Raw genomic sequence first — 21,733 nt, 5'->3', positions numbered from 1 at the left:
ACGCTTCTTGGGGTTATATTTAACCTTTGTGTAACTTTTAAGAAACCAAGTGATTCACCATTCTGCTACATTTGGTGATCTAACGAATCATAAAGGTGGTTATGTGACGCAAGAACAACGCTTTGAGCAACGCATCGCGCAGGAGACGGCCATCGAGCCGCAGGACTGGATGCCGGAAGCTTACCGCAAGACGCTGATCCGCCAGATTGGACAGCACGCCCACTCTGAAATTGTCGGCATGCTGCCGGAAGGGAACTGGATCGCCCGCGCGCCGACGCTGCGCCGGAAAGCCATTTTGCTGGCGAAGGTGCAGGACGAAGCTGGACACGGCCTGTACCTCTACAGCGCGGCGGAAACGCTGGGCTGCGCCCGGGAGGACATCTATCAAAAGATGCTCGACGGCAAGATGAAATACTCCTCCATCTTCAACTATCCGACCCTGAGCTGGGCCGATATCGGCGTTATCGGCTGGCTGGTGGACGGTGCAGCCATCGTGAACCAGGTGGCGCTGTGCCGCACGTCTTACGGCCCGTATGCCCGGGCGATGGTAAAAATCTGTAAAGAGGAGAGCTTCCACCAGCGTCAGGGTTTTGAGGCCTGCATGGCGCTGGCGCAGGGCAGCGAAGCCCAGCGTCAGATGTTGCAGGACGCCATTAACCGCTTCTGGTGGCCAGCGCTGATGATGTTTGGACCTAACGACGACAACTCACCAAACAGCGCCCGTAGCCTGGCCTGGAAGATCAAGCGCTTCGGCAATGATGAGCTGCGCCAGCGCTTCGTCGATAACACGGTGCCTCAGGTGGAAATGCTCGGCATGACCGTGCCGGACCCTGACCTGCGTTTCGATGACGCGAGCGGCCACTACTGCTTCGGCGATATCGACTGGCAGGAATTTGACGAGGTCATCAACGGGCGGGGGATCTGTAACCACGAACGTCTGGCCGCAAAACGTAAAGCCTGGGACGACGGCGCGTGGGTGCGTGAAGCCGCGCTGGCGCATGCCGAGAAACAACGCGCCCGCCAGGCCGCATAAGAGGAATCAACCATGAGCAATGTTTACTGGCCGTTATACGAAGTTTTTGTCCGTTCTAAGCAGGGTCTGTCGCACCGTCACGTGGGCAGTCTGCACGCTGCCGACGACCGCATGGCGCTGGAAAACGCGCGTGACGCTTATACCCGCCGCAGCGAAGGCTGTTCCATCTGGGTGGTGAAGGCGAGCGAAATCGTTGCCTCCCAGCCGGAAGAGAGCGGTGAATTTTTCGATCCGGCGGAAAGCAAGGTCTACCGCCATCCGACGTTTTACACCATCCCTGATGGCATTGAGCACATGTGAGGTTGGGGATGAACAACGTATCTGCATATGCCCTGCGGCTGGGCGACAACGGTCTGGTGCTCTCCCAGCGCCTGGGCGCCTGGTGCGGCCACGCGCCGGAGCTGGAGATTGACCTGGCCCTCGCCAACATCGGCCTCGACCTGCTCGGCCAGGCGCGCAACTTCCTGACCTACGCCGCTGAGCTGGACGGAACGGGGGATGAAGACACCCTGGCCTATGGCCGCGATGAGCGTCAGTTCAGCAATCTGCTGCTGGTGGAGCAGCCAAACGGCAGCTTCGCCGACACCATTGCCCGTCAGTACCTTATGGATGCATGGAACGTGGCGCTGTACGAGCGACTGATCCACAGCAGCGACGGCCAGCTTGCCGCCATCGCCGCAAAAGCCATTAAGGAGGCGCGCTATCACCTGCGCTTTAGCCGTGGCTGGCTGGTGCGTCTGGGCGACGGAACAGAAACCTCCGCCCAGAAAATGCAGCAGGCGGTGGATAGCCTGTGGCGCTTTACGGCCGAGCTGTTCGACGCCGACGACGTCGAGCTGGCGCTGATTGACGTCGGCGTGGCGGTTGATCCCCGCACCCTGCGAGAGCCGTGGGAGCGCGAAGTGTTTGCCGGGCTGGCGGAAGCCACCCTCCGCGTGCCCGAAGACGTGGCGTATCGCACGGGCGGCAAGCAGGGGCTTCATACCGAACATCTGGGGCCGATGCTGGCAGAGATGCAGTATCTCCAGCGCGTCTACCCCGGCCAGCAGTGGTGAAGGAGAACGCTATGCAACGCCTCGTCGACATTGCGCCTGCCCAAATCCCGCAGATTTGGGCGCTGCTAAGCCAGATCCCCGACCCGGAAGTGCCGGTGCTCACCATCACCGATTTAGGCATGGTGCGCAGCGTGAAGGCGCAGGGGGAAGGCTGGGTTATTGGCTTCACGCCGACCTATTCCGGCTGCCCGGCAACGGAGCATCTGCTGAGGGCCATCCGCGAAACCCTGACCGGGAACGGCTTTTCTCCGGTACATATTGTGCTGCAACTGGAGCCCGCCTGGACCACCGACTGGATGACCGACGATGCGCGCAGGCGCCTGCGTGAATATGGTATCAGCCCGCCCGTCGGCCATAGCTGCCATGCCCACGCTCCCGCAGAGGTGATCTGCCCGCGCTGTGCGAGCACCGATACCGCGCTCATCAGTGAATTTGGTTCGACGGCCTGCAAAGCGCTCTACCGCTGCAATACCTGCCGTGAGCCCTTCGACTATTTCAAATGTATTTGAGGCCGCCATGACAACGTTTCATTCATTAACAGTGGCAAAAGTAGAACCTGAAACTCGCGACGCGGTGACCATTACCTTCGCGGTGCCGCAGGCGTTACAGGAGGCGTACCGCTTCCGTCCCGGTCAGCATCTGACCCTGAAAGCCAGGCTTGGCGGTGACGAACTGCGCCGCTGCTACTCCATCTGCCGAAGCACCGCACCGGGGGAGATCAGCGTAGCGGTCAAAGCCATCGACGGCGGGCGCTTCTCCCGCTACGCCCGGGACGAGATTAAGCAGGGCATGGCTTTAGAGGTGATGGTGCCCCAGGGGCATTTCGGCTACCAGCCGCAGGCTGAACGCGAAGGCCACTATCTGGCAATAGCCGCCGGGTCCGGGATCACCCCGATGCTGGCCATTTTATCCGCTACGCTGGCCACGGAACCGCACAGCCACTTCACCCTGATTTACGGAAACCGCAGCAGCCAGAGCATGATGTTCCGTCGGGCGCTGGCGGATCTGAAGGACAAATATCCGCAGCGCTTGCAACTGGTCTCCATCTTCAGCCAGGAAACGCTCGACAGCGATCTGCTTCATGGCCGCATTGACGGCGAAAAGCTCCAGGCACTGGCAAAAACGCTGATCAATTTCCGCCAGTACGACGAAGCCTTTATCTGCGGCCCGTCAGCGATGATGGACGAGGCCGAGGCGGCGCTGAAAGCGCTGGGCATGCCGGAAAAAGCGATCCATCTTGAGCGGTTTAATACGCCGGGCACTACCGTGAAACGAACGCACAGCGTGCAGGCCGAGGGGCAGAAGGTCACCGTCCGTCAGGACGGACGCGACCGGGAAATCACCCTGACGGCGGACGATGAGAGCATCCTGGACGCCGCCCTGCGTCAGGGCGCGGATCTGCCGTATGCCTGCAAGGGCGGCGTATGCGCCACCTGCAAATGCAAAGTGCTGCGCGGAAAAGTTGATATGGCGACCAACTACAGCCTGGAGCCGGACGAGCTGGCTGCGGGCTATGTGCTGAGCTGTCAGGCGCTGCCGTTAACCGCCGACGTCATCGTCGATTTTGATGCGAAGGGGATGGCATGAGCGAACTGATTGTCACCCGTCATGGCCGCGTGTTGCAGCTAACGCTAAACCGTCCGGCGGCGCGCAACGCGCTCAACAATGCGCTGCTGATGCAGCTCGCCGAGCAGCTTGAGGCCGCCGCAGCGGATGCTGACATTGCCGTCTGCGTGATTTCCGGCAATGAACGCTGCTTTGCCGCCGGGGCCGATCTGAACGAAATGGCGGAGAAAGACCTTTCCGCCACCCTGAACGATATCCGTCCCCGGCTGTGGGGGCGGATAGACGCCTTCAATAAACCGCTGATCGCCGCCGTGAATGGCTACGCATTGGGTGCCGGCTGCGAGCTGGCGCTGCTCTGCGACGTGGTGATTGCCGGCGATAACGCCCGTTTTGGCCTCCCGGAAATCACCCTCGGGATCATGCCGGGCGCAGGTGGCACCCAGCGGCTGATACGCAGCGTGGGCAAATCCCTGGCCTGCAAAATGGTGCTGACGGGTGAAAGCCTCACGGCGGTTCAGGCACACAGCGCCGGGCTGGTCAGCGACGTCTTCCCGGCCTCGCTGACGCTGGAGTACGCCCTGAAGCTGGCGGCACGGATCGCGAGCCACTCGCCGCTGGCGCTACAGGCGGCGAAGCAGGCGCTACGCCAGTCGCAGGAGGTCCCGCTTCAGGCCGGGCTGGCGCAGGAGCGTCAGCTGTTTACGCTGCTCGCGGCCACCGACGATCGCCGGGAAGGTATCGACGCCTTCTTACAAAAACGCACCCCAGACTTCAAAGGACGCTAATTGTGGAATGTATTCTGAGCCATGTTGAGCAGGGCGTAATGACCATTACGCTGAACCGCCCGGATCGCCTGAACAGCTTTAACGATGTTATGCACCAGCAGCTTTCCGAATGCCTGAAGCAGGCCGAGCGCGATGACGCCATCCGCTGTCTGCTGATCACCGGGGCGGGGCGCGGTTTCTGCGCCGGGCAGGATCTTAACGATCGTAACGTGGACCCAAACGGTCCCGCGCCGGATCTGGGCATGTCCGTTGAGACCTTTTACAACCCGCTGGTGCGCCGCCTGGCGAAGCTGCCGAAGCCGGTGATCTGCGCGGTTAACGGCGTGGCGGCGGGAGCGGGTGCCACGCTGGCCCTCGGCTGCGACATAGTGATAGCGGCCCGTTCAGCCCATTTTGTGATGGCCTTCAGCAAGCTCGGACTGGTGCCAGACTGCGGCGGCACCTGGCTGCTGCCGCGCGTGGCCGGACGCGCCCGCGCCATGGGGCTGGCGCTGCTGGGCGATAAGCTCAGCGCCGAACAGGCGCAGGCCTGGGGGATGATCTGGCAGGTGGTGGACGATGAGCAGCTCTCTGACACCGCCCGGCAGATGGCGCTGCATTTTGCCTCTCAGCCTACCTTTGGCCTGGGCCTGATCAAGCAGGCGATTAACGCCGCCGAAACCAACACCCTCGATGCCCAGCTCGATCTGGAGCGCGACTACCAACGTCTGGCCGGACGCAGCGACGACTACCGGGAAGGCGTCAGCGCGTTTCTGGCAAAACGCACGCCCAACTTTACGGGGAAATAAGATGGCGACCAACCTTCATACGATCGCCGTGATCGGCAGCGGCACCATGGGCGCCGGCATTGCCGAAGTGGCGGCCAGCCACGGTCATCCGGTGCTGGTGTACGACATTGACGCAGCGGCGATTTCCCGCGCCGTTGACGGCATTCGTCAGCGCCTGACCTCTCGCGTTTCGCGCGGAAAACTTTCTGCCGACGCCGCGGAGCAGATCCTGTACCGCCTGACACCGGTGACGACTATCAATGCCCTGGCGAAAGCCGATCTGGTGATCGAGGCGGCCTCCGAACGGCTTGAGGTGAAAAAAGCCCTGTTTAGCCAGCTGGCAGAGGTCTGCCCGCCGCAGACGCTGCTCGCCAGCAACACCTCGTCCATTTCCGTTACCGCGATTGCGGCGGAGATTAGCCACCCTGAACGCGTCGCCGGGCTGCACTTCTTCAACCCCGCGCCGGTGATGAAGCTGGTGGAGGTGGTCAGCGGGCTGGCCACCTCGTCCGAAGTGGCCGATGCGTTGTGCGAGCTGGCGCTGAGCTGGGGAAAGCAGCCGGTACGCTGTCAGTCCACGCCGGGGTTTATCGTCAACCGCGTGGCGCGTCCGTTCTACTCGGAAGCCTGGCGCGCGCTGGAAGAGCAGGTGGCAACGCCTGAAGCGATCGACGCCGCCCTGCGAGATGGCGGCGGCTTCCCTATGGGGCCGCTTGAGCTGACGGACCTGATCGGTCAGGACGTCAACTTTGCCGTGACCTGCTCCGTGTTTAACGCCTTCTGGCAAGAGCGCCGTTTTCTGCCGTCGCTGATGCAGCAGGAGCTGGTGCTGGCGGGGCGTCTGGGCAAAAAAAGCGGGCAGGGCGTTTACCGCTGGCAGGCGGAAAAACCCGCCGTCAGCTGGCTCGATCCGGTCAGCGACAGCTTCAGCCCGATGCGCGTACAGCGAAGAAGTGACGGTGTCACGGAAATTGACGAACTGCTGCTGATTGAAACGCAGGGCGAAACCGCACAGGCGCTGGCGCTGCGCCACGGCTGCCCGGTGGTGGTGGTCGACCGTATCGAGCGGGATGTGGCTGTGATTGCCGCCGCGCCCGGCAACCCGCGCTCCGCCACGCAGAAGGCCATTTACTGGTTGCAGCATCAGGAGAAGCGGGTGTTACAGATTGCGGATTACCCCGGCCTGCTGGTCTGGCGCACGGTGGCGATGATTGCCAACGAAGCGCTGGACGCCCTGCAAAAAGGGGTCGCCAGCGAGCAAGACATCGATACCGCCATGCGCTTAGGGGTCAACTATCCGTGCGGCCCCATCGCCTGGGGCGAGCGCCTTGGCTGGCAGCGTCTGTTAACCCTGCTGGAAAACCTGCAACGTCATTACGGCGAGGAACGCTATCGCCCCTGTTCCCTGCTGCGCCAGCGTGCGCTTCTGGAGAGTAGCTATGAGTCATAACGCCTGGCATAACGCCCGCGCGATGTACGAACAAGACGCCTGCGCGCAGGCGATGGGGATGGATATCATCGACATGGAAGAGGGCTATGCGGTGGTGACCATGACCATCACTCCGCAAATGCTCAACGGGCATAAAACCTGCCACGGCGGACAGCTTTTCTCGCTGGCCGATACCGCCTTTGCCTACGCCTGCAACAGTCAGGGGCTGGCGGCGGTAGCTTCAGGGTGCGCCATCGACTTTCTGCGACCGGGCTTTGCCGGAGACAGGCTGACCGCCACCGCGCGGGTGAAGCATCAGGGCAAGCTGACCGGCGTATACGACATTGAAATTCAGAACCAACACCAGAAAACCGTCGCGCTTTTTCGCGGGAAATCCCACCGCACCGGCGGCAGTGTGACAGGAGAAGCCTGATGCGTGACGCATTTATTTGTGAGGGGGTGCGTACCCCGGTCGGTCGTTATGGCGGAGGGTTGTCCAGCGTGCGCGCCGATGACTTAGGGGCCGTGCCGTTGCGCGCACTGCTGGCGCGTTATCCGCAGCTCGATCTGGAGCGCATTGATGACGTGATCTTTGGCTGCGCGAATCAGGCCGGGGAGGATAACCGCAACGTGGCGCGCATGTCTGCGCTGCTGGCCGGGCTGCCGCAGACGGTGTCAGCCACTACCATTAACCGCCTGTGCGGATCGGGGCTGGACGCGATTGGCTTTGCCGCACGCGCAATTAAGGCGGGCGACGGCGATCTGCTGATCGCGGGTGGCGTGGAGTCGATGTCCCGCGCGCCGTTCGTGATGGGCAAGGCCACGGCGGCATTTCAGCGTCAGGCGGAGATCTTCGATACCACCATCGGCTGGCGATTTGTGAATCCGCTCATGCATCAGCAATACGGAACTGACAGCATGCCCGAAACGGCAGAGAATGTAGCGGAATTGTTAAATATCAGCCGTGCCGATCAGGACGCGTTTGCCCTGCGCAGCCAGCAGCGCACCGCGCGGGCGCAGCAGAACGGCGTTCTGGCGCAGGAGATTATTCCGGTACAGGTGGCGGGAAAAAAAGGAGCAGTGACGGAAGTGAGCGTGGATGAACATCCGCGCGCCGAAACCACCCTTGAACAGCTTGCCGCGCTGAAAACCCCGTTCCGTAAGAACGGGGTGGTGACGGCGGGGAACGCCTCCGGCGTGAACGACGGCGCGGCGGCGCTGATTATCGCCAGCGAGCCGATGGCGCTTGCCCAGGGGTTAACGCCGCGCACGCGCATTGTGGCAATGGCGACCGCGGGCGTCGAGCCGCGCCTGATGGGGTTAGGCCCGGTGCCCGCCACCCGCAAGGTGCTGGAGCGTGCCGGGCTGAACATCACCGATATGGACGTCATTGAGCTGAACGAAGCCTTCGCCGCCCAGGCACTGGGCGTGCTGCGGCAGCTGGGTTTGCCGGATGACGCCGAACACGTCAACCCGAATGGCGGGGCGATCGCGCTAGGTCATCCGCTGGGCATGAGCGGTGCCAGACTGGCGCTGGCGGCAAGTAATGAATTGCACCGACGCGGCGGGCGCTACGCGCTGTGTACGATGTGCATCGGTGTGGGTCAGGGCATTGCCATGATCCTTGAGCGTGTTTGAGCGAACAATAATGTGAGTACCCTGCGATGATAAATACAACAAAGCTTGATCCGATCGAAACCGCGTCCGTTGATGAATTACAGGCGTTGCAGACCGCGCGCCTGAAGTGGACGCTGAACCACGCCTACCACAACGTTCCGATGTACAAACGCAAGTTTGACGCCGCGGGCGTTCACCCTGACGATTTTAACGAGCTGGCGGACCTGCAAAAATTTCCGTGCACCACCAAGCAGGATCTGCGCGACAACTACCCGTTCGATACCTTTGCGGTGCCGATGGAGCAGGTGGTGCGTATCCACGCCTCGTCGGGCACCACCGGGAAGCCGACCGTGGTGGGATATACCCAAAATGATATCGACAACTGGGCCAATATCGTCGCCCGTTCCCTGCGCGCCGCCGGGGGCAGCGCGAAGGATAAAATTCACGTGGCCTATGGCTACGGGCTGTTCACCGGCGGGCTGGGCGCGCACTACGGTGCCGAGCGTCTGGGGGCGACGGTGATCCCGATGTCCGGCGGCCAGACGGAGAAGCAAGCGCAGCTGATCCGCGATTTTCAGCCGGATATGATCATGGTGACGCCCTCTTACTGCCTGAATCTTATCGAAGAGCTGGAGCGTCAGATGGGCGGTGACGCCAGCGCCTGTTCCCTGCGCGTTGGCGTTTTCGGCGCCGAGCCGTGGACGCAGGCGATGCGCGGCGAAATTGAAAAACGGCTGGGTATTACCGCGCTGGATATCTATGGTCTTTCGGAAGTGATGGGGCCGGGCGTGGCGATGGAGTGTCTGGAAACCGCCGACGGCCCGACTATCTGGGAAGATCATTTCTTCCCGGAAATCGTTAACCCCAATGACGGCACGCCGCTGCCCGACGGGGAGCAGGGCGAACTGCTGTTCACCACCCTGACCAAGGAGGCGCTGCCGGTGATCCGCTACCGCACCCGCGACCTGACGCGCCTGCTGCCGGGCACCGCGCGCACCATGCGCCGGATGGATCGCATCAGCGGTCGCAGCGACGACATGCTGATCATTCGCGGCGTGAACGTCTTCCCGTCACAGCTGGAAGAGGAGATCGTCAAGTTCGAACACCTTTCGCCGCACTATCAGCTGGAGGTCAACCGTCGTGGACATCTTGATTCACTTTCGGTGAAGGTTGAACTAAAACAGAGCAGCTTAACGCTGACGCATGAACAGCGCTGTCAGGTCTGCCACCAGCTGCGGCACCGTATTAAATCGATGGTGGGGATCTCAACGGACGTGACGATCGTGAACTGCGGCAGCATTCCGCGCTCCGAAGGCAAAGCCTGCCGGGTGTTTGATCTGCGTAAGGTCGCGGCTAACGGGTGAAGGAACCTCATAACATGACGGCCCCCTCTCCCTTGAGGGAGAGGGCTGGGGTGAGGGGGGAAACCCAAATTCCTGTGCTATGATTCATCCAGGAAAAAAATAACAACAGAATGAATCACATGAATAAACTTGACGCTTTTATCCAGCACGCGGTCAGCTCGGTTCCGGTGAGTGGAACGTCGCTTATCTCCTCGCTGTATGGCGACGCGCTTTCCCATCGCGGCGGAGAGATCTGGCTCGGCAGCCTGGCGGCCCTGCTGGAAGGGATGGGATTTGGCGAGCGCTTTGTGCGCACCGCGCTGTTTCGCCTCAACAAAGAGGGCTGGCTGGACGTGTCCCGTATTGGGCGCCGCAGCTTTTACCGTCTCAGCGACAAGGGGCTGCGTTTGACCCGTCGCGCGGAAAATAAAATCTACCGTGCGGAATTGCCGGCCTGGGACGGTAAATGGCTGCTGCTGCTCTCCGAGGGGCTGGATAAAACCACGCTCGCGGATGTAAAAAAACAGCTTATCTGGCAAGGGTTTGGCACGCTGGCGCCGAGCCTGATGGCCTCGCCGTCGCAGAACCTGGCGGATGTGCAGTCTCTGCTGCATGACGCGGGCGTGGCGGAAAACGTCATCTTCTTTGAGGCCCATTCACCGCTGGCCTTATCACGCGCGGCGTTACGAGCCCGCGTGGAAGAGTGCTGGCAGCTGACTGAACAAAACGCGATGTACGAAACGTTTATCCATTCGTTTCGTCCGCTGCTGCCGCTTCTGAAGGAGGCGTCGGCGGAGGAGTTAACCCCGGAACGCTGCTTCCAGATCCAGCTGTTACTCATTCATTTTTATCGTCGCGTGGTGCTGAAAGATCCGCTGTTGCCGGAGGAGTTACTCCCTGCGCACTGGGCGGGACAGAGCGCGCGGCAGCTGTGCATTAACATCTACCAGCGCGTGGCGGCGGGCGCCCTGGCGTTTGTCAGCGAGAAGGGCGAGACCTCCGTGGGCGAGCTGCCCGCGCCCGGCACGCTTTATCATCAGCGCTTTGGTGGTCTGAATATCACATAAGGAGAGGGTATGCCTGTTTATCAAATTGATGGTCTGACGCCGGTCGTGCCTGAAGAGAGCTATGTTCACCCGACGGCGGTGCTGATTGGTGACGTGATCCTCGGGAAAGGCGTTTACGTAGGCCCTAACGCCAGCCTGCGCGGTGATTTTGGCCGAATCGTGGTGAAAGACGGTGCGAACATTCAGGATAACTGTGTGATGCACGGTTTTCCGGAGCAGGACACCGTGGTGGAAGAGGACGGGCATATCGGCCACAGCGCAATCCTTCATGGCTGCGTCATCCGCCGTAATGCGCTGGTGGGGATGAATGCGGTGGTGATGGACGGGGCGACGATCGGCGAAAGCAGCATCGTTGGGGCGGCGGCGTTTGTGAAGGCGAAAGCGGAGATGCCGGCGAATCATTTGATCCTTGGCAGTCCGGCAAAGGCGATTCGTGAGCTGAGCGCGCAGGAAATCGAGTGGAAAAAGCAGGGTACGCGGGAGTATCAGGTGCTGGTGGACCGCTGTAAGCAGACGCTGCATCAGGTGGAGCCATTGCGCGAAGAAGAGCCCGGACGCAAGCGGCTGGTCTTCGATGAGAATTTGCGGCCAAAATCGGCTGGTCGGGATAATTAATCGCCGGTTGTTCGCGTCTTTTAAATCCGTGAGGCCGAGCTTAATACGCTTCCGGCAACGGCCGGTCAATCGACACCAGCCTTCCGCGCTTCACGGTGATATACCCCCCGGCTTTCAGATCTGCCAGCACGCGAAAAACATGCGTTCGCGACAGGTTGGTGCGCTTGATGATAAACAGCGCCAGGCCTTCATTTTCGCCCGTGTGGGTTTCCTGCCGATAGAGATAGCGGTACAGCATGTGTTTGATGGTCTGGTAGCTCGTGACCTGTCCGCGCTCGTTGTGCAGATCGATAGTAAAAATCGACATGAAGGTCAGAATAGTGGCCAGCGCCTGCACACGTTCTGGCCCGCCGTGCAAAAATAGCTGGTCGAAATCGGCGTAGGGAATTTTTACCAGTTTAACCTTCGCACTACTGCGATATTCAAATTTCGCTAGCGGGCAATAGCGTTCCATTAGCCCGATGGGCATATATTCAATGGTATTGCCAATATTCAACCCATCTTCAGGCATTAATATCGTCAGAGAACCTTCGGTACAGAAATAAATATAGCCGGGCTCGACGGCTAACTTTTTATTTGCGGCAACGGTTAGCGCTTCTCCTGAAGACAGGATTTGTGGAAAAAAGCGCCCAATATTGAGCTGCTGATAATAGGTATGGATGTCCTGAAAATTCACGCTAGGCCTCGTCCCGCAACGTCTGTCGTCGCATCGAGTATAGCAGGAGTCGCGTCCTGATGACGAGACAACCTCATACCAGTCCCATATGGGACTATGATGGGAAAGTATTCTGTTTAGAATGGTCCTCAATGAGTTCGCATTAAATTATCCGCCAGCAGTAAATATCCGGGCGGCGAAATTAATCTATGAGGCCATTTAATGAAATTAACGATAATCGCTAAGCAACTGGCGCTGGCCGGTGTGTTAACATCGCTTTCGCTTTCTGCATGGGCTGAAGTGCAGCCGCAGGATGCCACACCCACAACCCAGCAGGCTAATAACGTCCTGTATAATAAACTGCCCTTTGCCGATAAAACCGATTTTGAGAACGCCCATAAGGGCTTTATCGCTCCGTTGCCGCAGGACATGATCAAAGGCGAGCAAGGAAACGTTATCTGGAACCCGGCGAAGTATGACTTCGTGAAAGAGGGTGAAAAAGCCCCGGATACGGTGAACCCGAGCCTGTGGCGCCAGTCACAGCTGATCAACATTGGCGGACTGTTTAAGGTCACCGACGGCGTGTATCAGATCCGTAATCTCGATCTCTCCAACATGACCATCATTGAGGGCGAGAAGGGCATTACCGTTATCGACCCGCTACTAAGCGCTGAACCGGCGAAAGAAGCGCTGGATCTCTACTATGCAAACCGCGGCAAGAAGCCGGTGGTGGCGGTGGTGATCACCCATAGCCACGTTGACCACTACGGTGGCCTGCGCGGCGTGGTTGACGAAGCCGACGTGAAGTCAGGCAAAGTGAAAATCTACGCGCCGGCTGGCTTTATGAAAGAGGCGGTTTCCGAAAACATTATGGCCGGGAACGCGATGAGCCGCCGTGCCAGCTATATGTACGGCAACCTGCTGAAGCCGGACGCAAAAGGCCAGGTGGGTGCGGGCCTTGGCACCACCACCTCTGCGGGTACCGTCACCCTCATCCCCCCGACCAACTACATCACCCATACCGGTCAGGAAGAAGTGATCGACGGATTGACCTACGACTTTATGATGGCGCCGGGTTCAGAAGCCCCGTCGGAGATGCTGTGGTACGTCAAAGAGAAAAAAATGATCGAGGCCGCAGAGGACGTAACCCACACTCTGCACAACACCTACTCCCTGCGCGGCGCAAAAATTCGCGATCCGCTGGCCTGGTCTAAGTACATCAACGCCGCCATTGAGCGCTGGGGCGCGGACGCGGAAGTGATTATTGCACAGCACCACTGGCCGACCTGGGGTAACGAGAATATCGTCAAGCTGATGAAAGGCCAGCGCGATATGTACCGCTACATCAACGACCAGACCCTGCGTATGGCCAACAAGGGCCTGACCCGCGATGAAATTGCCGCAGAATTTAAGCTGCCGGAATCGCTGGAGAAGCAGTGGGCGAGCCGCGGTTACTACGGCTCCGTTAGCCACGACGTCAAAGCCACCTACGTGTTTTATCTCGGCTGGTTCGACGGCAACCCGGCAACCCTCGACGAGCTGCCGCCTGAACAGGCAGCGAAGAAGTTCGTGCAGTACATGGGCGGCGCTGATGCCATTATGCAGAAAGCCAAAGCGGATTATCAGCAGGGCAATTACCGCTGGGTTGCCCAGGTGGTGAGCAAAGTGGTCTTTGCCGATCCTAACAACCAGGCGGCACGTAACCTGGAGGCCGATGCGCTGGAGCAGTTAGGTTATCAGGCGGAAGCGGGCACCTGGCGTAACTTCTACCTGACCGGCGCGCAGGAGCTGCGAAATGGCGTGAAAAAGCTGCCGACGCCGAACACCGCCAGCCCGGATACCGTGCGTGCGATGACGCCAGAAATGTTCTTCGATTACCTGGGCGTGCACATCAACGGGGTGCGTGCCGGCAACGCCAAAGCGGTGTTTAACGTCGATCTCGGTAAGGATGGCGGCAAATACAAGCTGGAACTGGAAAACGGCGTGCTGAACCATACCGCCAACGCGCAGGCGAAGGATGCCGACGCGACCATCGCGCTTGACCGTACCACGCTGAACGACATCATCCTGAAGAAAGAGACGCTGAAGCAGGCAATGGACAAGGATGACGTGAAGGTGAGCGGAGACGGGGCGAAGCTGGAAGAGATGCTGAGCTACATGGATACGTTTGACTTCTGGTTCAATATCGTAACGCCGTAAGTTTAGGTTTCATCCTCATAATCCTGGCGCCTTAGAAATAAGGCGCCATTTTTTTATTCACGCATCGCCAGCGCGCTCGCGCTTGCGGGTTCGAAGAGCGAAATACTCTCAATCTGGTCCAGCATGATCACCTTACGGAAATCCATGGCGCTTTTTGGCTCTGAGTCGAGCGTAACCTCATGCTCGGCGTACCATTTGCTGTAGTTGTGTTCAATGCACAGCTGCATGTTTTTCCCGTCACGATAGCCGCTCAGCATTGGAATAAGCACGATATTGGCGGTTTTTTCATACTCCAGCGTGGCGGTATGGATCATGCCAATATAAATCCGCCGCGATTTCAGCGTGACGTGCGCCAGCTCGCCTTCTTCCATGCACTGATAGAGGAGCTGTTCGATACCGCTCGACTGCGCCAGCCGCTTGTACAATTTTTTCCGGCCTTCGCCGTCGAGCCGCGCGCTGCCAGCCCAGTTCGAGCGGTAGAGACAGAACAGGATCGCAAAGGCCAGCATCACCACTACCGGGGCCTGAATACCCAGGAAGCTCCAGTTCATAAAATCAATTTGCCAGTCGGCATATTTCGCAGACGTGAAATGGAAGGTGTTATCAGCGGCGGAGAGGGCGAACAACAGCAGCCACAGCAGGCCGGTGGCGATTACCCCCTGAAGGACGAAAATACAGCCATAAAGCGCCACGAGAAAATAGACGTCCCAGCCGAATGAACGCTTAATTTTGAATCGCGTTGACAGGTCGCGGCTGGTGTACCAGTACCCGCATACCATCAATACCATAAATATTGCCGTTCCCATCTCAGGCCCTCTTTAGCGCGTTTACATGGCGCAGAAAGTCCTTCCGTACCTCGTTGCTTTTGTAGTTAACCGAGGCGTTTCCATCCTGGTCGATAATGATGCGGTCGCCATCCTCTACGGCTTCGATAATTTCCTGGTGACTCATGACCTGCAACAAAGATTCCGGGCTGGAAAAGAGCGCCATCAGTAAATTTTTCATTGCGTGACATCCTTATGAATTAAAAGGATAAGTCTGGAAGATAAATGGCACTTTTGCCTTAAGGTTATCCCTAAAAAAGCGGGCTTCGGTGAGGGTGTCTAACTTTTATCAAAAAATGGCGCTGCGCGGGCTGCATTTAACCTCTTGAAAATAAGCGGCAATAAAAAATATATTCTCCTGAACTTGGACAAATAACGCTAATTGTGTAAGTTTTAATTATGCGATTTCGCTACGTTGTTTACAGCCAGGATGTGACCTATGAGCACATTGCCGTCCGTCATCAGTCGGTTCGTTGATTACTACACCACGCTGGATACCCAGCCACCCTCGGCGCTGGCGGAGATTTATCGCGCCGATGCCACGCTTATCGATCCCTTTGGCGAACACAGCGGGCTGTTCGCGCTTCAGCGCTATTTCACCCATCTGCTGGCTAACGTTCAGCACTGTCGCTTTACCGTCGATGCACCGTTGCAGCAGGGCGAGCGCTTTGTTGTCACCTGGATTATGCACTGGTCGCACCCGCGTATCGCCCGGGGGGCAATGCGGCAACTGCCGGGCTGCTCCGTGGTAGACATGTGCGACGATCGCATTGTTCGCCAGCGCGATTACTACGATGCCGGAGAGATGATTTATGAACACCTTCCGGTGCTCGGCTGGGCCGTACGCGGCGTTAAGCGGAGAGTGAAATCATGAAAACGGTTCTGATTACCGGCGCAAGCTCGGGTATAGGGGCAGGGCTGGCGACATCTTTCGCCGACGACGGTTACCGGGTGATTGCCTGCGGGCGCGATGCGCAACGCCTGGCGGACCTGCATCAGTACAGCCCCAATATTACGGTGCGCCTGTTCGATATGACGGACAGGGACGCCTGTCGCCAGGCGCTGGCGGACTGTGCTGCCGATACGGTGATCCTCTGCGCCGGAACCTGCGAGTATCTCGATCGCGGCGAAGTGGATGCCGCGCTGGTGGAGCGGGTGATGACCACCAATTTCATGGGGCCGGTAAACTGCCTTGCCGCGTTGCAGCCGCAGCTGGTATCCGGCAACCGCGTGGTGCTGGTCAGCTCGATGGCGCACTGGCTTCACTTCCCCCGGGCCGAAGCGTATGGCGCCTCCAAGGCGGCGTTAACCTGGTTTGCCGACACGCTACGCCTCGACTGGGAGCCGAAAGGGATTGCCGTCACGGTCGTTTCACCCGGTTTTGTCGACACGCCGCTAACCCGCAAAAACGATTTTCCGATGCCGGGCCGGGTTAGCGTGGAGCAGGCCGTCAGCGCTATTCGTCGCGGTCTGGCAAAAGGGAAAGATACTATCGCGTTTCCCGCCGGGTTCAGCCTGGCGCTGCGCCTGCTTTCCTGCCTGCCCAACGTACTTCAGCGCGCACTGCTGCGCAGGATGGTGCGGCCATGAAGATTGCAATTATCGGTAGCGGCATCGCCGGATTAACCTGTGCCTGGCGGCTCGCCGGACATCATCAGGTCACGCTTTTTGAAGCGCAGGCTACGCCGGGCGGCCATACCGCAACGGTAGATGTTGACACCCCGCAGGGTACGTATGCCATCGACACCGGTTTTATCGTCTACAACGACCGCACCTATCCGCGCTTTATGGGGCTGCTCAGCGAGCTGGGCATCAGCGGGCAAAAAACGCAGATGAGCTTTTCGGTGCACAACCCGCAGAGCGGGCTGGAGTACAACGGGCATACCCTGACGTCGCTGTTCGCTCAGCGTCGTAACCTGCTGAACCCCGGCTTCTGGACGCTGCTGAAGGAGATCGTGCGCTTTAACCGGCTGGCGAAACAGACGCTCGAGGGCGACGTTAGCGAGTCCGCCACGCTGGAGACGTTCATGCGCCAGCACCGCTTCACGCCTTTTTTTGCCCGTCACTACATCCTGCCGATGGGGGCGGCTATCTGGTCATCGTCGCTACAGGAGATGAAACGGTTCCCGCTGCCGCTCTTTTTACGCTTTTTCGACAACCACGGTTTGCTGGACATCACCCATCGTCCGCAGTGGTACGTGGTGCCGGGCGGCTCCCGGGAGTACATCCGCGCGATGATGGACAAGATTGGCGATCGCCTGACGCTGCACCTCAACGCGCCGGTTCAGAAGGTTGTTCGCCACGATCGCGGCGTCGACATTGAGCGGGAAGGCGTTACGCATACCTTCGATCAGGTGATCTTTGCCTGCCACTCGGCACAGGCGCTGGCGATGCTCGCCAGCCCGACGCAGGCTGAACGCGAGGTGCTGGGGGATATCGGCTGGCAGCGTAACGAGGTGGTACTTCACAGCGATCCGCGCTGGCTGCCGGTACGCAAGCGCGCCTGGGCCAGCTGGAACTATCGCCTCAGCGAGCAGGATGATGCCAGCGCCTGCGTTACCTACAACATGAATATTTTGCAGGGGCTGCCCGCCGGCAGTCCGCTGTTCTGCGTCACCCTTAACCCGGAAACGCCGGTGGATGAGCGCTTTGTGCTGCGCCGCTTTGTCTATGAGCATCCGCTTTTTAACCCGAAGAGCTGGCATGCCCAGGCCCGGCGCGGCGAGATAAACGGTCGCCAGCGGAGCTGGTTCTGCGGCGCGTACTGGTACAACGGTTTCCACGAAGATGGCGTGCGCAGCGCGCTGGACGTGGTGAATGCTCTCTCGGTCGGGGAGGTCAACTGAGATGAACAGTTGCCTTTACCACGGCGCATTGCGCCATCGCCGTCTTACGCCGACAGCGCACCATTTTACCTACAGCGTGTTTATGGCGTGGCTCGATCTTGATGAGCTGGACGGGCTGCCCTCTGTCGGCGTGCGGCGAAATCGCTTTGCGCCCGCGGCCTTTTATGATGCGGATTATCCGCTGGGCACGCCGCTCAAAGATCGCGTCCTTGAGCGTCTGGAAAATCTGACCGGCGAGTGTCCGGCAGGGCGGATCATGCTCCTGACGCAGCTGCGTTATTTCGGCTTTCATTTTAACCCGGTCAATTTTTACTACTGCTATGACGGTGAAGACACTCTGCGCTGGGTTCTGGCCGAAGTGCGTAACACGCCGTGGAATGAACGGCATTACTACGCCGTGGCGGGGCAGGACGCTCAGCCGACGGAGAAAGCATTTCACGTCTCGCCCTTTAACCCGATGGACATGGTTTACCACTGGCGATTCAACAGCCCGGACAGCACGCTGCGCATGCATATTGAAAACCATCAGGAAACGAAGGTGTTTGATGCCACGCTGACGCTACGCCGGGCGCCGCTGACGCGTGGGGCGCTGCGGGAGATGCTGGTGCGCATCCCGTTGATGACCCTTAAAACCGTTTTTGCCATTTACTGGCAGGCGCTCAGGCTGTGGCTCAAGCGCGTGCCGCTGCATAACCATCCCCTCAGCAGGAGTGAACGATCATGACCGATCCCGTCTTTGCGCTTGAACCCGATATCCCGCGCAACGCTCGCGTCGCGCGCTGGTTGCTTTTTCGCCTGCTGAACGGCCTGCGCGGGGGCTCGCTGACGCTCCGTGAAGGACCGCAGACGTTCCATTTCGGCGACGCGTCCGCCGCGCTTCACGCCGAAGTCCAGGTGCGATCTCCGGGCGTCTACTGGCGAATTTTAACGGGAGGCAGCATTGCTGCGGCGGAAGCGTGGATGGATGGCGACTGGGAGACGGCCCACCTGACGCCGCTGCTGGAGCTGATTGCGCGCAATAGCCAGATCCTCGGGCAGCTGGAAAAAGGGTTTCGCCTGCTCGCGAAGCCGGTGGAGCGGCTAAGGCACTGGGCGCGGCGCAACTCCCGCGTTCAGGCGCGTGAAAATATTGCCGCCCATTACGATCTCGGCAACACTTTTTACGCCCATTTCCTTGATGAGCAGCTCCTGTACTCCAGCGCGCTGTTTACCGGGGAAGAACAGGATCTGGCGGCGGCTCAGCAGGCAAAAATGGCGAGGCTGTGCGACCAGCTGGCGCTTACCGCAAACGATCATCTGCTGGAAATTGGCACCGGCTGGGGGGCAATGGCGGAGTACGCCGCCCGTCACTACGGCTGTCGGGTGACCACCACCACGCTGTCGCAGGAGCAGTACCACTGGGCCACCGCGCGGATCGCGCGGGCAGGCTTGCAGGATCGCGTTGAGGTGCTGCTCTGCGACTACCGCGATCTGACCGGGGTGTACGATAAGCTGGTGTCGGTTGAGATGATCGAAGCCGTCGGCCAACGCTACCTGCCAACGTTTTTCCGCACCTGTCAGGCGCGTCTGCGTCCAGGCGGGCGGATGGCGATTCAGGCCATCACCATTCAGGATCAGCGCTACCGCGACTACAGCAAAAGCGTCGATTTTATACAGCGCTATATCTTCCCCGGCGGCTTTTTGCCCAGCATCACCGCCATGAATGACCTGATGACACGCCACACGGATTTTGTGGTGCGTAACCTCTTTGACATGGGGCCGGATTACGCCCGCACGCTAGCCCACTGGCGGCAGCGCTTCGTTCACGCCTGGCAGGAGATAGAAAAGCTCGGGTTTGATGAACGGTTCCGCCGGATGTGGCTGTACTACTTCGGCTATTGTGAAGCCGGGTTTAACGCCCGCACCATCAGCGTGGTGCAGCTCACTGCGGAACGCGTATGAAGCGCTACGGGCAGGTCTTTCTGCTGGCCATCGGGTTCGATCTCTACTGGACGCTGGTGGTGCTGTTTCGCGAGCAGGGTCTGGTCATCTGGATCGCGCTGGCGGTGCTTGCCTGGCTGCTGTTAACGCCATCGCACCGGCTATACGCCATTGTGCTGGCGGCGTCGGGCGCGCTGCTTGACGCCCTCTGGGCGCTGACCGGGCTGATTGCCTTTACCGGTGCGTCGCTAATGCCGCTATGGATGGTCGCGCTGTGGCTGATGTTTGCCTGCGTCTGGACGCAGCTAACCCGCACGACAACGCTGCCAGGCTGGCTGCTGACGGCGCTGGCGACCGTGGGCGGGCCGGTGGCCTACCTGATCGGCGAGCGTCTGGGGGCCATAACGTTTCTGGAACCCACCTTTATCGTCGTCAGCTGGATGATCCCGGGCTGGCTGGTGCTGATGCTGTTTTTCCACCTGCTGATGGGGAGACAACAATGAGAAATCTGTTATTCATGCTCGCGCTGACCGTATTCACCTGTAGCGTGCAGGCGGCAGACTGGCTGAGCTGGCGCAAGGTGGGCGACGCCACGCTCACCTGGGGGCCGCTTACCGTCTATACCTCTCAGCTTCTCACGCCCGACGGGCGGTACGCGGGGATAGACAGCGATAACGCGCTGATTATTACCTATGCGCGCGACATTGCTGGCGACGACCTGGTTGAGGCGACCCGCGACCAGTGGCAGGCGCAGGGCATTTTGCAGCAGGAGCCGCAGAGTGAAGCCTGGCTACGCATGCTGTCCACGCTCTGGCCCGACGTCACGCCCGACGCGCAGCTCGCGTTTGTGCTGAAGGACGGTCAGGGGCAATTCTGGTATCGCCCTACAGCGTCGCAGAAAAACTTTACGCCACTCGGGCCACGCCAGTCGGCAGCGTTTAGCTCGCGCTTTCTGGCGATCTGGCTCGATCCCCGCACCGAGTATCCTGAACTGCGTCAGCAGTTAATCGGAGGACCAAAATGAAACGTTTCCTGTTAATGGCGCTTGCCCTGACGATGCTGGTGGCCGGATGCAGCACCGAGGTGACAGAGTATCGTCATCAGCAGCCGACGCTGGATATTTTCACCTATTTCCAGGGGAAAACCGAGGCGTGGGGGATGGTTCAGGATCGCAGCGGTAAGCAGATCCGCCGTTTCCACGTCGAGATCGCCGGCGATGTTATCGGCGATACGCTGACCCTGAACGAGCATTTTGTCTACGACGACGGCGAGAAGCAGCAGCGCGTGTGGCACATCCGCCGCGTTGGTCAGAATCGCTACGAGGGCACGGCGGGCGATATTGAGGGTGTGGCGTCAGGCCAGGCGGCGGGCAACGCCCTTAACTGGCGCTACAGTATGAACGTGAAGGCGGACGGTAAAACCTGGCTGTTGCACTTCGATGACTGGATGTATTTGCAGGACGGCACCCGTCTGTTTAATAAAACCGAGATGAAGAAATTTGGCATCACCGTCGCCACGGTGACGCTGTTCTTTACCCGCAAAGAGGGCGGTTAACCCTTTTCGGGCTGAGGTTTACTGCTTGAGTAAATGAAGAAGAGCGCAATACTCAGGCAGACCACGGCCCCCAGACGGCTCATTGAAAACGGAATGGCTTCATTGTTCAGCCAGCCAAAGTTATCAATCAGCATGCTCATGGCCAGCTGGCCCAGGATCACCGCTACCGTTGCAACGGCGGTGCCGATGCGCTGCACCGCGAGCACCATAATCACGATATAAGGCACGCCGCACAGGGCGCCCAGAAGCTGCCATTTGGGCACATCCATCAGGCTGACCGCCTGTTTCGGCTCAAAGAAGAAGATGAGCAGGGCGGTCACCAGCGCGCCGACGGAAAAAGTCAGAAACGCGCTTTTGAAAACCCCCACGCTGCTGCCTAATTGCCCGTTAATGGCAGCCTGAATGCTCAGCGTCGCGCCGCCAATCACGGCCAGAATAATCATAATTACTGTCATAAC

26 protein-coding genes are annotated in these 21,733 nt (G+C 59.5%); 22 read left to right on the top strand and 4 right to left on the bottom strand.

The window, feature by feature from the left end; genetic code table 11:
* Positions 1 to 103: 103 nt before the first annotated feature.
* The 13 genes from paaA (at position 104) to paaY (ending at position 11,277) form a co-directional block, all read left to right on the top strand.
* Complete coding sequence (paaA, locus tag A3466_RS16175; RefSeq protein ID WP_063451425.1) at positions 104 to 1,033, top strand: 1,2-phenylacetyl-CoA epoxidase subunit PaaA; 930 nt, start codon at positions 104 to 106, stop codon at positions 1,031 to 1,033.
* A gap of 12 nt (positions 1,034 to 1,045) precedes the next feature.
* A complete protein-coding gene (paaB, locus tag A3466_RS16170) occupies positions 1,046 to 1,333 on the top strand; it encodes a 1,2-phenylacetyl-CoA epoxidase subunit PaaB (RefSeq protein ID WP_003857353.1) in 288 nt (95 codons plus the stop codon).
* 8 nt (positions 1,334 to 1,341) lie between these two features.
* Positions 1,342 to 2,088 (top strand): 1,2-phenylacetyl-CoA epoxidase subunit PaaC, encoded by a 747-nt coding sequence (gene paaC / locus A3466_RS16165; RefSeq protein WP_063451424.1) that lies wholly within the window; start codon positions 1,342 to 1,344, stop codon positions 2,086 to 2,088.
* Positions 2,089 to 2,099: 11 nt separating this feature from the next.
* Entirely contained in the window at positions 2,100 to 2,597 is a 498-nt protein-coding gene (gene paaD, locus A3466_RS16160; RefSeq protein WP_063451423.1) for a 1,2-phenylacetyl-CoA epoxidase subunit PaaD, read from the top strand.
* Positions 2,598 to 2,604: 7 nt separating this feature from the next.
* Positions 2,605 to 3,675 (top strand): 1,2-phenylacetyl-CoA epoxidase subunit PaaE, encoded by a 1,071-nt coding sequence (gene paaE, locus A3466_RS16155; RefSeq protein ID WP_063451422.1) that lies wholly within the window; start codon positions 2,605 to 2,607, stop codon positions 3,673 to 3,675.
* On the top strand, positions 3,672 to 4,439 hold the full coding sequence (gene paaF / locus A3466_RS16150; RefSeq protein WP_063451421.1) for a 2,3-dehydroadipyl-CoA hydratase PaaF: 768 nt from the start codon (positions 3,672 to 3,674) through the stop codon (positions 4,437 to 4,439). Before paaE ends, paaF begins: the two co-directional genes overlap by 4 nt.
* Positions 4,439 to 5,227: a 2-(1,2-epoxy-1,2-dihydrophenyl)acetyl-CoA isomerase PaaG gene (paaG, locus tag A3466_RS16145; protein ID WP_102750676.1), complete on the top strand. Its 789-nt coding sequence runs from the start codon at positions 4,439 to 4,441 to the stop codon at positions 5,225 to 5,227. The genes paaF and paaG overlap by 1 nt, the downstream gene beginning before the upstream one ends.
* A 1-nt stretch (position 5,228) precedes the next feature.
* The gene (paaH, locus tag A3466_RS16140; RefSeq protein ID WP_063451420.1) at positions 5,229 to 6,656 is read left to right on the top strand and encodes a 3-hydroxyacyl-CoA dehydrogenase PaaH; all 1,428 of its coding nucleotides are present in this window, start codon (positions 5,229 to 5,231) and stop codon (positions 6,654 to 6,656) included.
* Positions 6,646 to 7,068 carry a hydroxyphenylacetyl-CoA thioesterase PaaI gene (gene paaI / locus A3466_RS16135; RefSeq protein WP_063451419.1) on the top strand — a complete coding sequence of 141 codons (423 nt, stop codon included), beginning with the start codon at positions 6,646 to 6,648 and terminating at the stop codon, positions 7,066 to 7,068. The genes paaH and paaI overlap by 11 nt, the downstream gene beginning before the upstream one ends.
* A complete protein-coding gene (pcaF, locus tag A3466_RS16130; RefSeq protein WP_063451418.1) occupies positions 7,068 to 8,273 on the top strand; it encodes a 3-oxoadipyl-CoA thiolase in 1,206 nt (401 codons plus the stop codon). Before paaI ends, pcaF begins: the two co-directional genes overlap by 1 nt.
* Before the next feature lie 26 nt (positions 8,274 to 8,299).
* Positions 8,300 to 9,616 (top strand): phenylacetate--CoA ligase PaaK, encoded by a 1,317-nt coding sequence (paaK, locus tag A3466_RS16125; protein WP_063451417.1) that lies wholly within the window; start codon positions 8,300 to 8,302, stop codon positions 9,614 to 9,616.
* A gap of 110 nt (positions 9,617 to 9,726) precedes the next feature.
* Positions 9,727 to 10,662, top strand: coding sequence for a phenylacetic acid degradation operon negative regulatory protein PaaX (gene paaX / locus A3466_RS16120; RefSeq protein ID WP_063451416.1), 936 nt, complete (start codon positions 9,727 to 9,729; stop codon positions 10,660 to 10,662).
* 9 nt (positions 10,663 to 10,671) lie between these two features.
* Complete coding sequence (gene paaY, locus A3466_RS16115) at positions 10,672 to 11,277, top strand: phenylacetic acid degradation protein PaaY (RefSeq protein ID WP_063451415.1); 606 nt, start codon at positions 10,672 to 10,674, stop codon at positions 11,275 to 11,277.
* A gap of 40 nt (positions 11,278 to 11,317) precedes the next feature.
* Here the strand turns inward: paaY and A3466_RS16110 are convergent, their stop codons facing one another.
* Positions 11,318 to 11,953, bottom strand: a complete 636-nt coding sequence (locus A3466_RS16110; RefSeq protein ID WP_063451414.1) for a helix-turn-helix domain-containing protein — start codon at positions 11,951 to 11,953, stop codon at positions 11,318 to 11,320.
* 201 nt (positions 11,954 to 12,154) lie between these two features.
* Here A3466_RS16110 and A3466_RS16105 point away from each other — a divergent pair, with 201 nt between their 5' ends.
* A complete protein-coding gene (locus A3466_RS16105; protein ID WP_063451413.1) occupies positions 12,155 to 14,131 on the top strand; it encodes an alkyl/aryl-sulfatase in 1,977 nt (658 codons plus the stop codon).
* A gap of 53 nt (positions 14,132 to 14,184) precedes the next feature.
* On the opposite strand, the gene A3466_RS16100 is transcribed toward A3466_RS16105, so the two are convergent.
* Together A3466_RS16100 and A3466_RS16095 are read right to left on the bottom strand one after the other, a co-directional pair.
* Entirely contained in the window at positions 14,185 to 14,937 is a 753-nt protein-coding gene (locus tag A3466_RS16100) for a hypothetical protein (protein ID WP_063451412.1), read from the bottom strand.
* A 1-nt stretch (position 14,938) separates the two neighbouring features.
* Positions 14,939 to 15,136, bottom strand: a complete 198-nt coding sequence (locus tag A3466_RS16095; RefSeq protein WP_063451411.1) for a hypothetical protein — start codon at positions 15,134 to 15,136, stop codon at positions 14,939 to 14,941.
* A 258-nt stretch (positions 15,137 to 15,394) separates the two neighbouring features.
* Between A3466_RS16095 and A3466_RS16090 the strand changes: the two genes are divergently transcribed.
* Genes A3466_RS16090 through A3466_RS16055 form a run of 8 tightly spaced genes read left to right on the top strand, consistent with a single transcriptional unit; the run spans position 15,395 to position 21,275 of the window.
* Positions 15,395 to 15,829: a nuclear transport factor 2 family protein gene (locus A3466_RS16090; RefSeq protein ID WP_063451410.1), complete on the top strand. Its 435-nt coding sequence runs from the start codon at positions 15,395 to 15,397 to the stop codon at positions 15,827 to 15,829.
* A complete protein-coding gene (locus A3466_RS16085) occupies positions 15,826 to 16,545 on the top strand; it encodes an SDR family NAD(P)-dependent oxidoreductase (RefSeq protein ID WP_063451409.1) in 720 nt (239 codons plus the stop codon). The genes A3466_RS16090 and A3466_RS16085 overlap by 4 nt, the downstream gene beginning before the upstream one ends.
* Entirely contained in the window at positions 16,542 to 17,801 is a 1,260-nt protein-coding gene (locus A3466_RS16080; RefSeq protein WP_063451408.1) for an NAD(P)/FAD-dependent oxidoreductase, read from the top strand. Before A3466_RS16085 ends, A3466_RS16080 begins: the two co-directional genes overlap by 4 nt.
* A 1-nt stretch (position 17,802) precedes the next feature.
* The gene (locus tag A3466_RS16075; RefSeq protein WP_063451407.1) at positions 17,803 to 18,525 is read left to right on the top strand and encodes a DUF1365 domain-containing protein; all 723 of its coding nucleotides are present in this window, start codon (positions 17,803 to 17,805) and stop codon (positions 18,523 to 18,525) included.
* The gene (locus tag A3466_RS16070; protein WP_063451406.1) at positions 18,522 to 19,742 is read left to right on the top strand and encodes an SAM-dependent methyltransferase; all 1,221 of its coding nucleotides are present in this window, start codon (positions 18,522 to 18,524) and stop codon (positions 19,740 to 19,742) included. Before A3466_RS16075 ends, A3466_RS16070 begins: the two co-directional genes overlap by 4 nt.
* Positions 19,739 to 20,224 carry a DUF2878 domain-containing protein gene (locus tag A3466_RS16065; protein ID WP_063451405.1) on the top strand — a complete coding sequence of 162 codons (486 nt, stop codon included), beginning with the start codon at positions 19,739 to 19,741 and terminating at the stop codon, positions 20,222 to 20,224. The genes A3466_RS16070 and A3466_RS16065 overlap by 4 nt, the downstream gene beginning before the upstream one ends.
* Positions 20,221 to 20,745 (top strand): hypothetical protein, encoded by a 525-nt coding sequence (locus tag A3466_RS16060; RefSeq protein ID WP_063451404.1) that lies wholly within the window; start codon positions 20,221 to 20,223, stop codon positions 20,743 to 20,745. The genes A3466_RS16065 and A3466_RS16060 overlap by 4 nt, the downstream gene beginning before the upstream one ends.
* Positions 20,742 to 21,275, top strand: coding sequence for a DUF3833 domain-containing protein (locus A3466_RS16055; RefSeq protein WP_063451403.1), 534 nt, complete (start codon positions 20,742 to 20,744; stop codon positions 21,273 to 21,275). The genes A3466_RS16060 and A3466_RS16055 overlap by 4 nt, the downstream gene beginning before the upstream one ends.
* On the opposite strand, the gene A3466_RS16050 is transcribed toward A3466_RS16055, so the two are convergent.
* Positions 21,272 to 21,730 carry a DMT family transporter gene (locus A3466_RS16050; RefSeq protein ID WP_063451402.1) on the bottom strand — a complete coding sequence of 153 codons (459 nt, stop codon included), beginning with the start codon at positions 21,728 to 21,730 and terminating at the stop codon, positions 21,272 to 21,274. The genes A3466_RS16055 and A3466_RS16050 overlap by 4 nt on opposite strands.
* Positions 21,731 to 21,733 lie beyond the last annotated feature (3 nt).

It is taken from the genome of Enterobacter genomosp. S, from assembly GCF_001631805.1.
In the GTDB taxonomy this organism is placed as follows: domain Bacteria; phylum Pseudomonadota; class Gammaproteobacteria; order Enterobacterales; family Enterobacteriaceae; genus Enterobacter; species Enterobacter quasihormaechei.
Note: the sequence above shows the minus strand (reverse complement) of the source record. Positions and strands in the feature narration are given on the sequence as shown.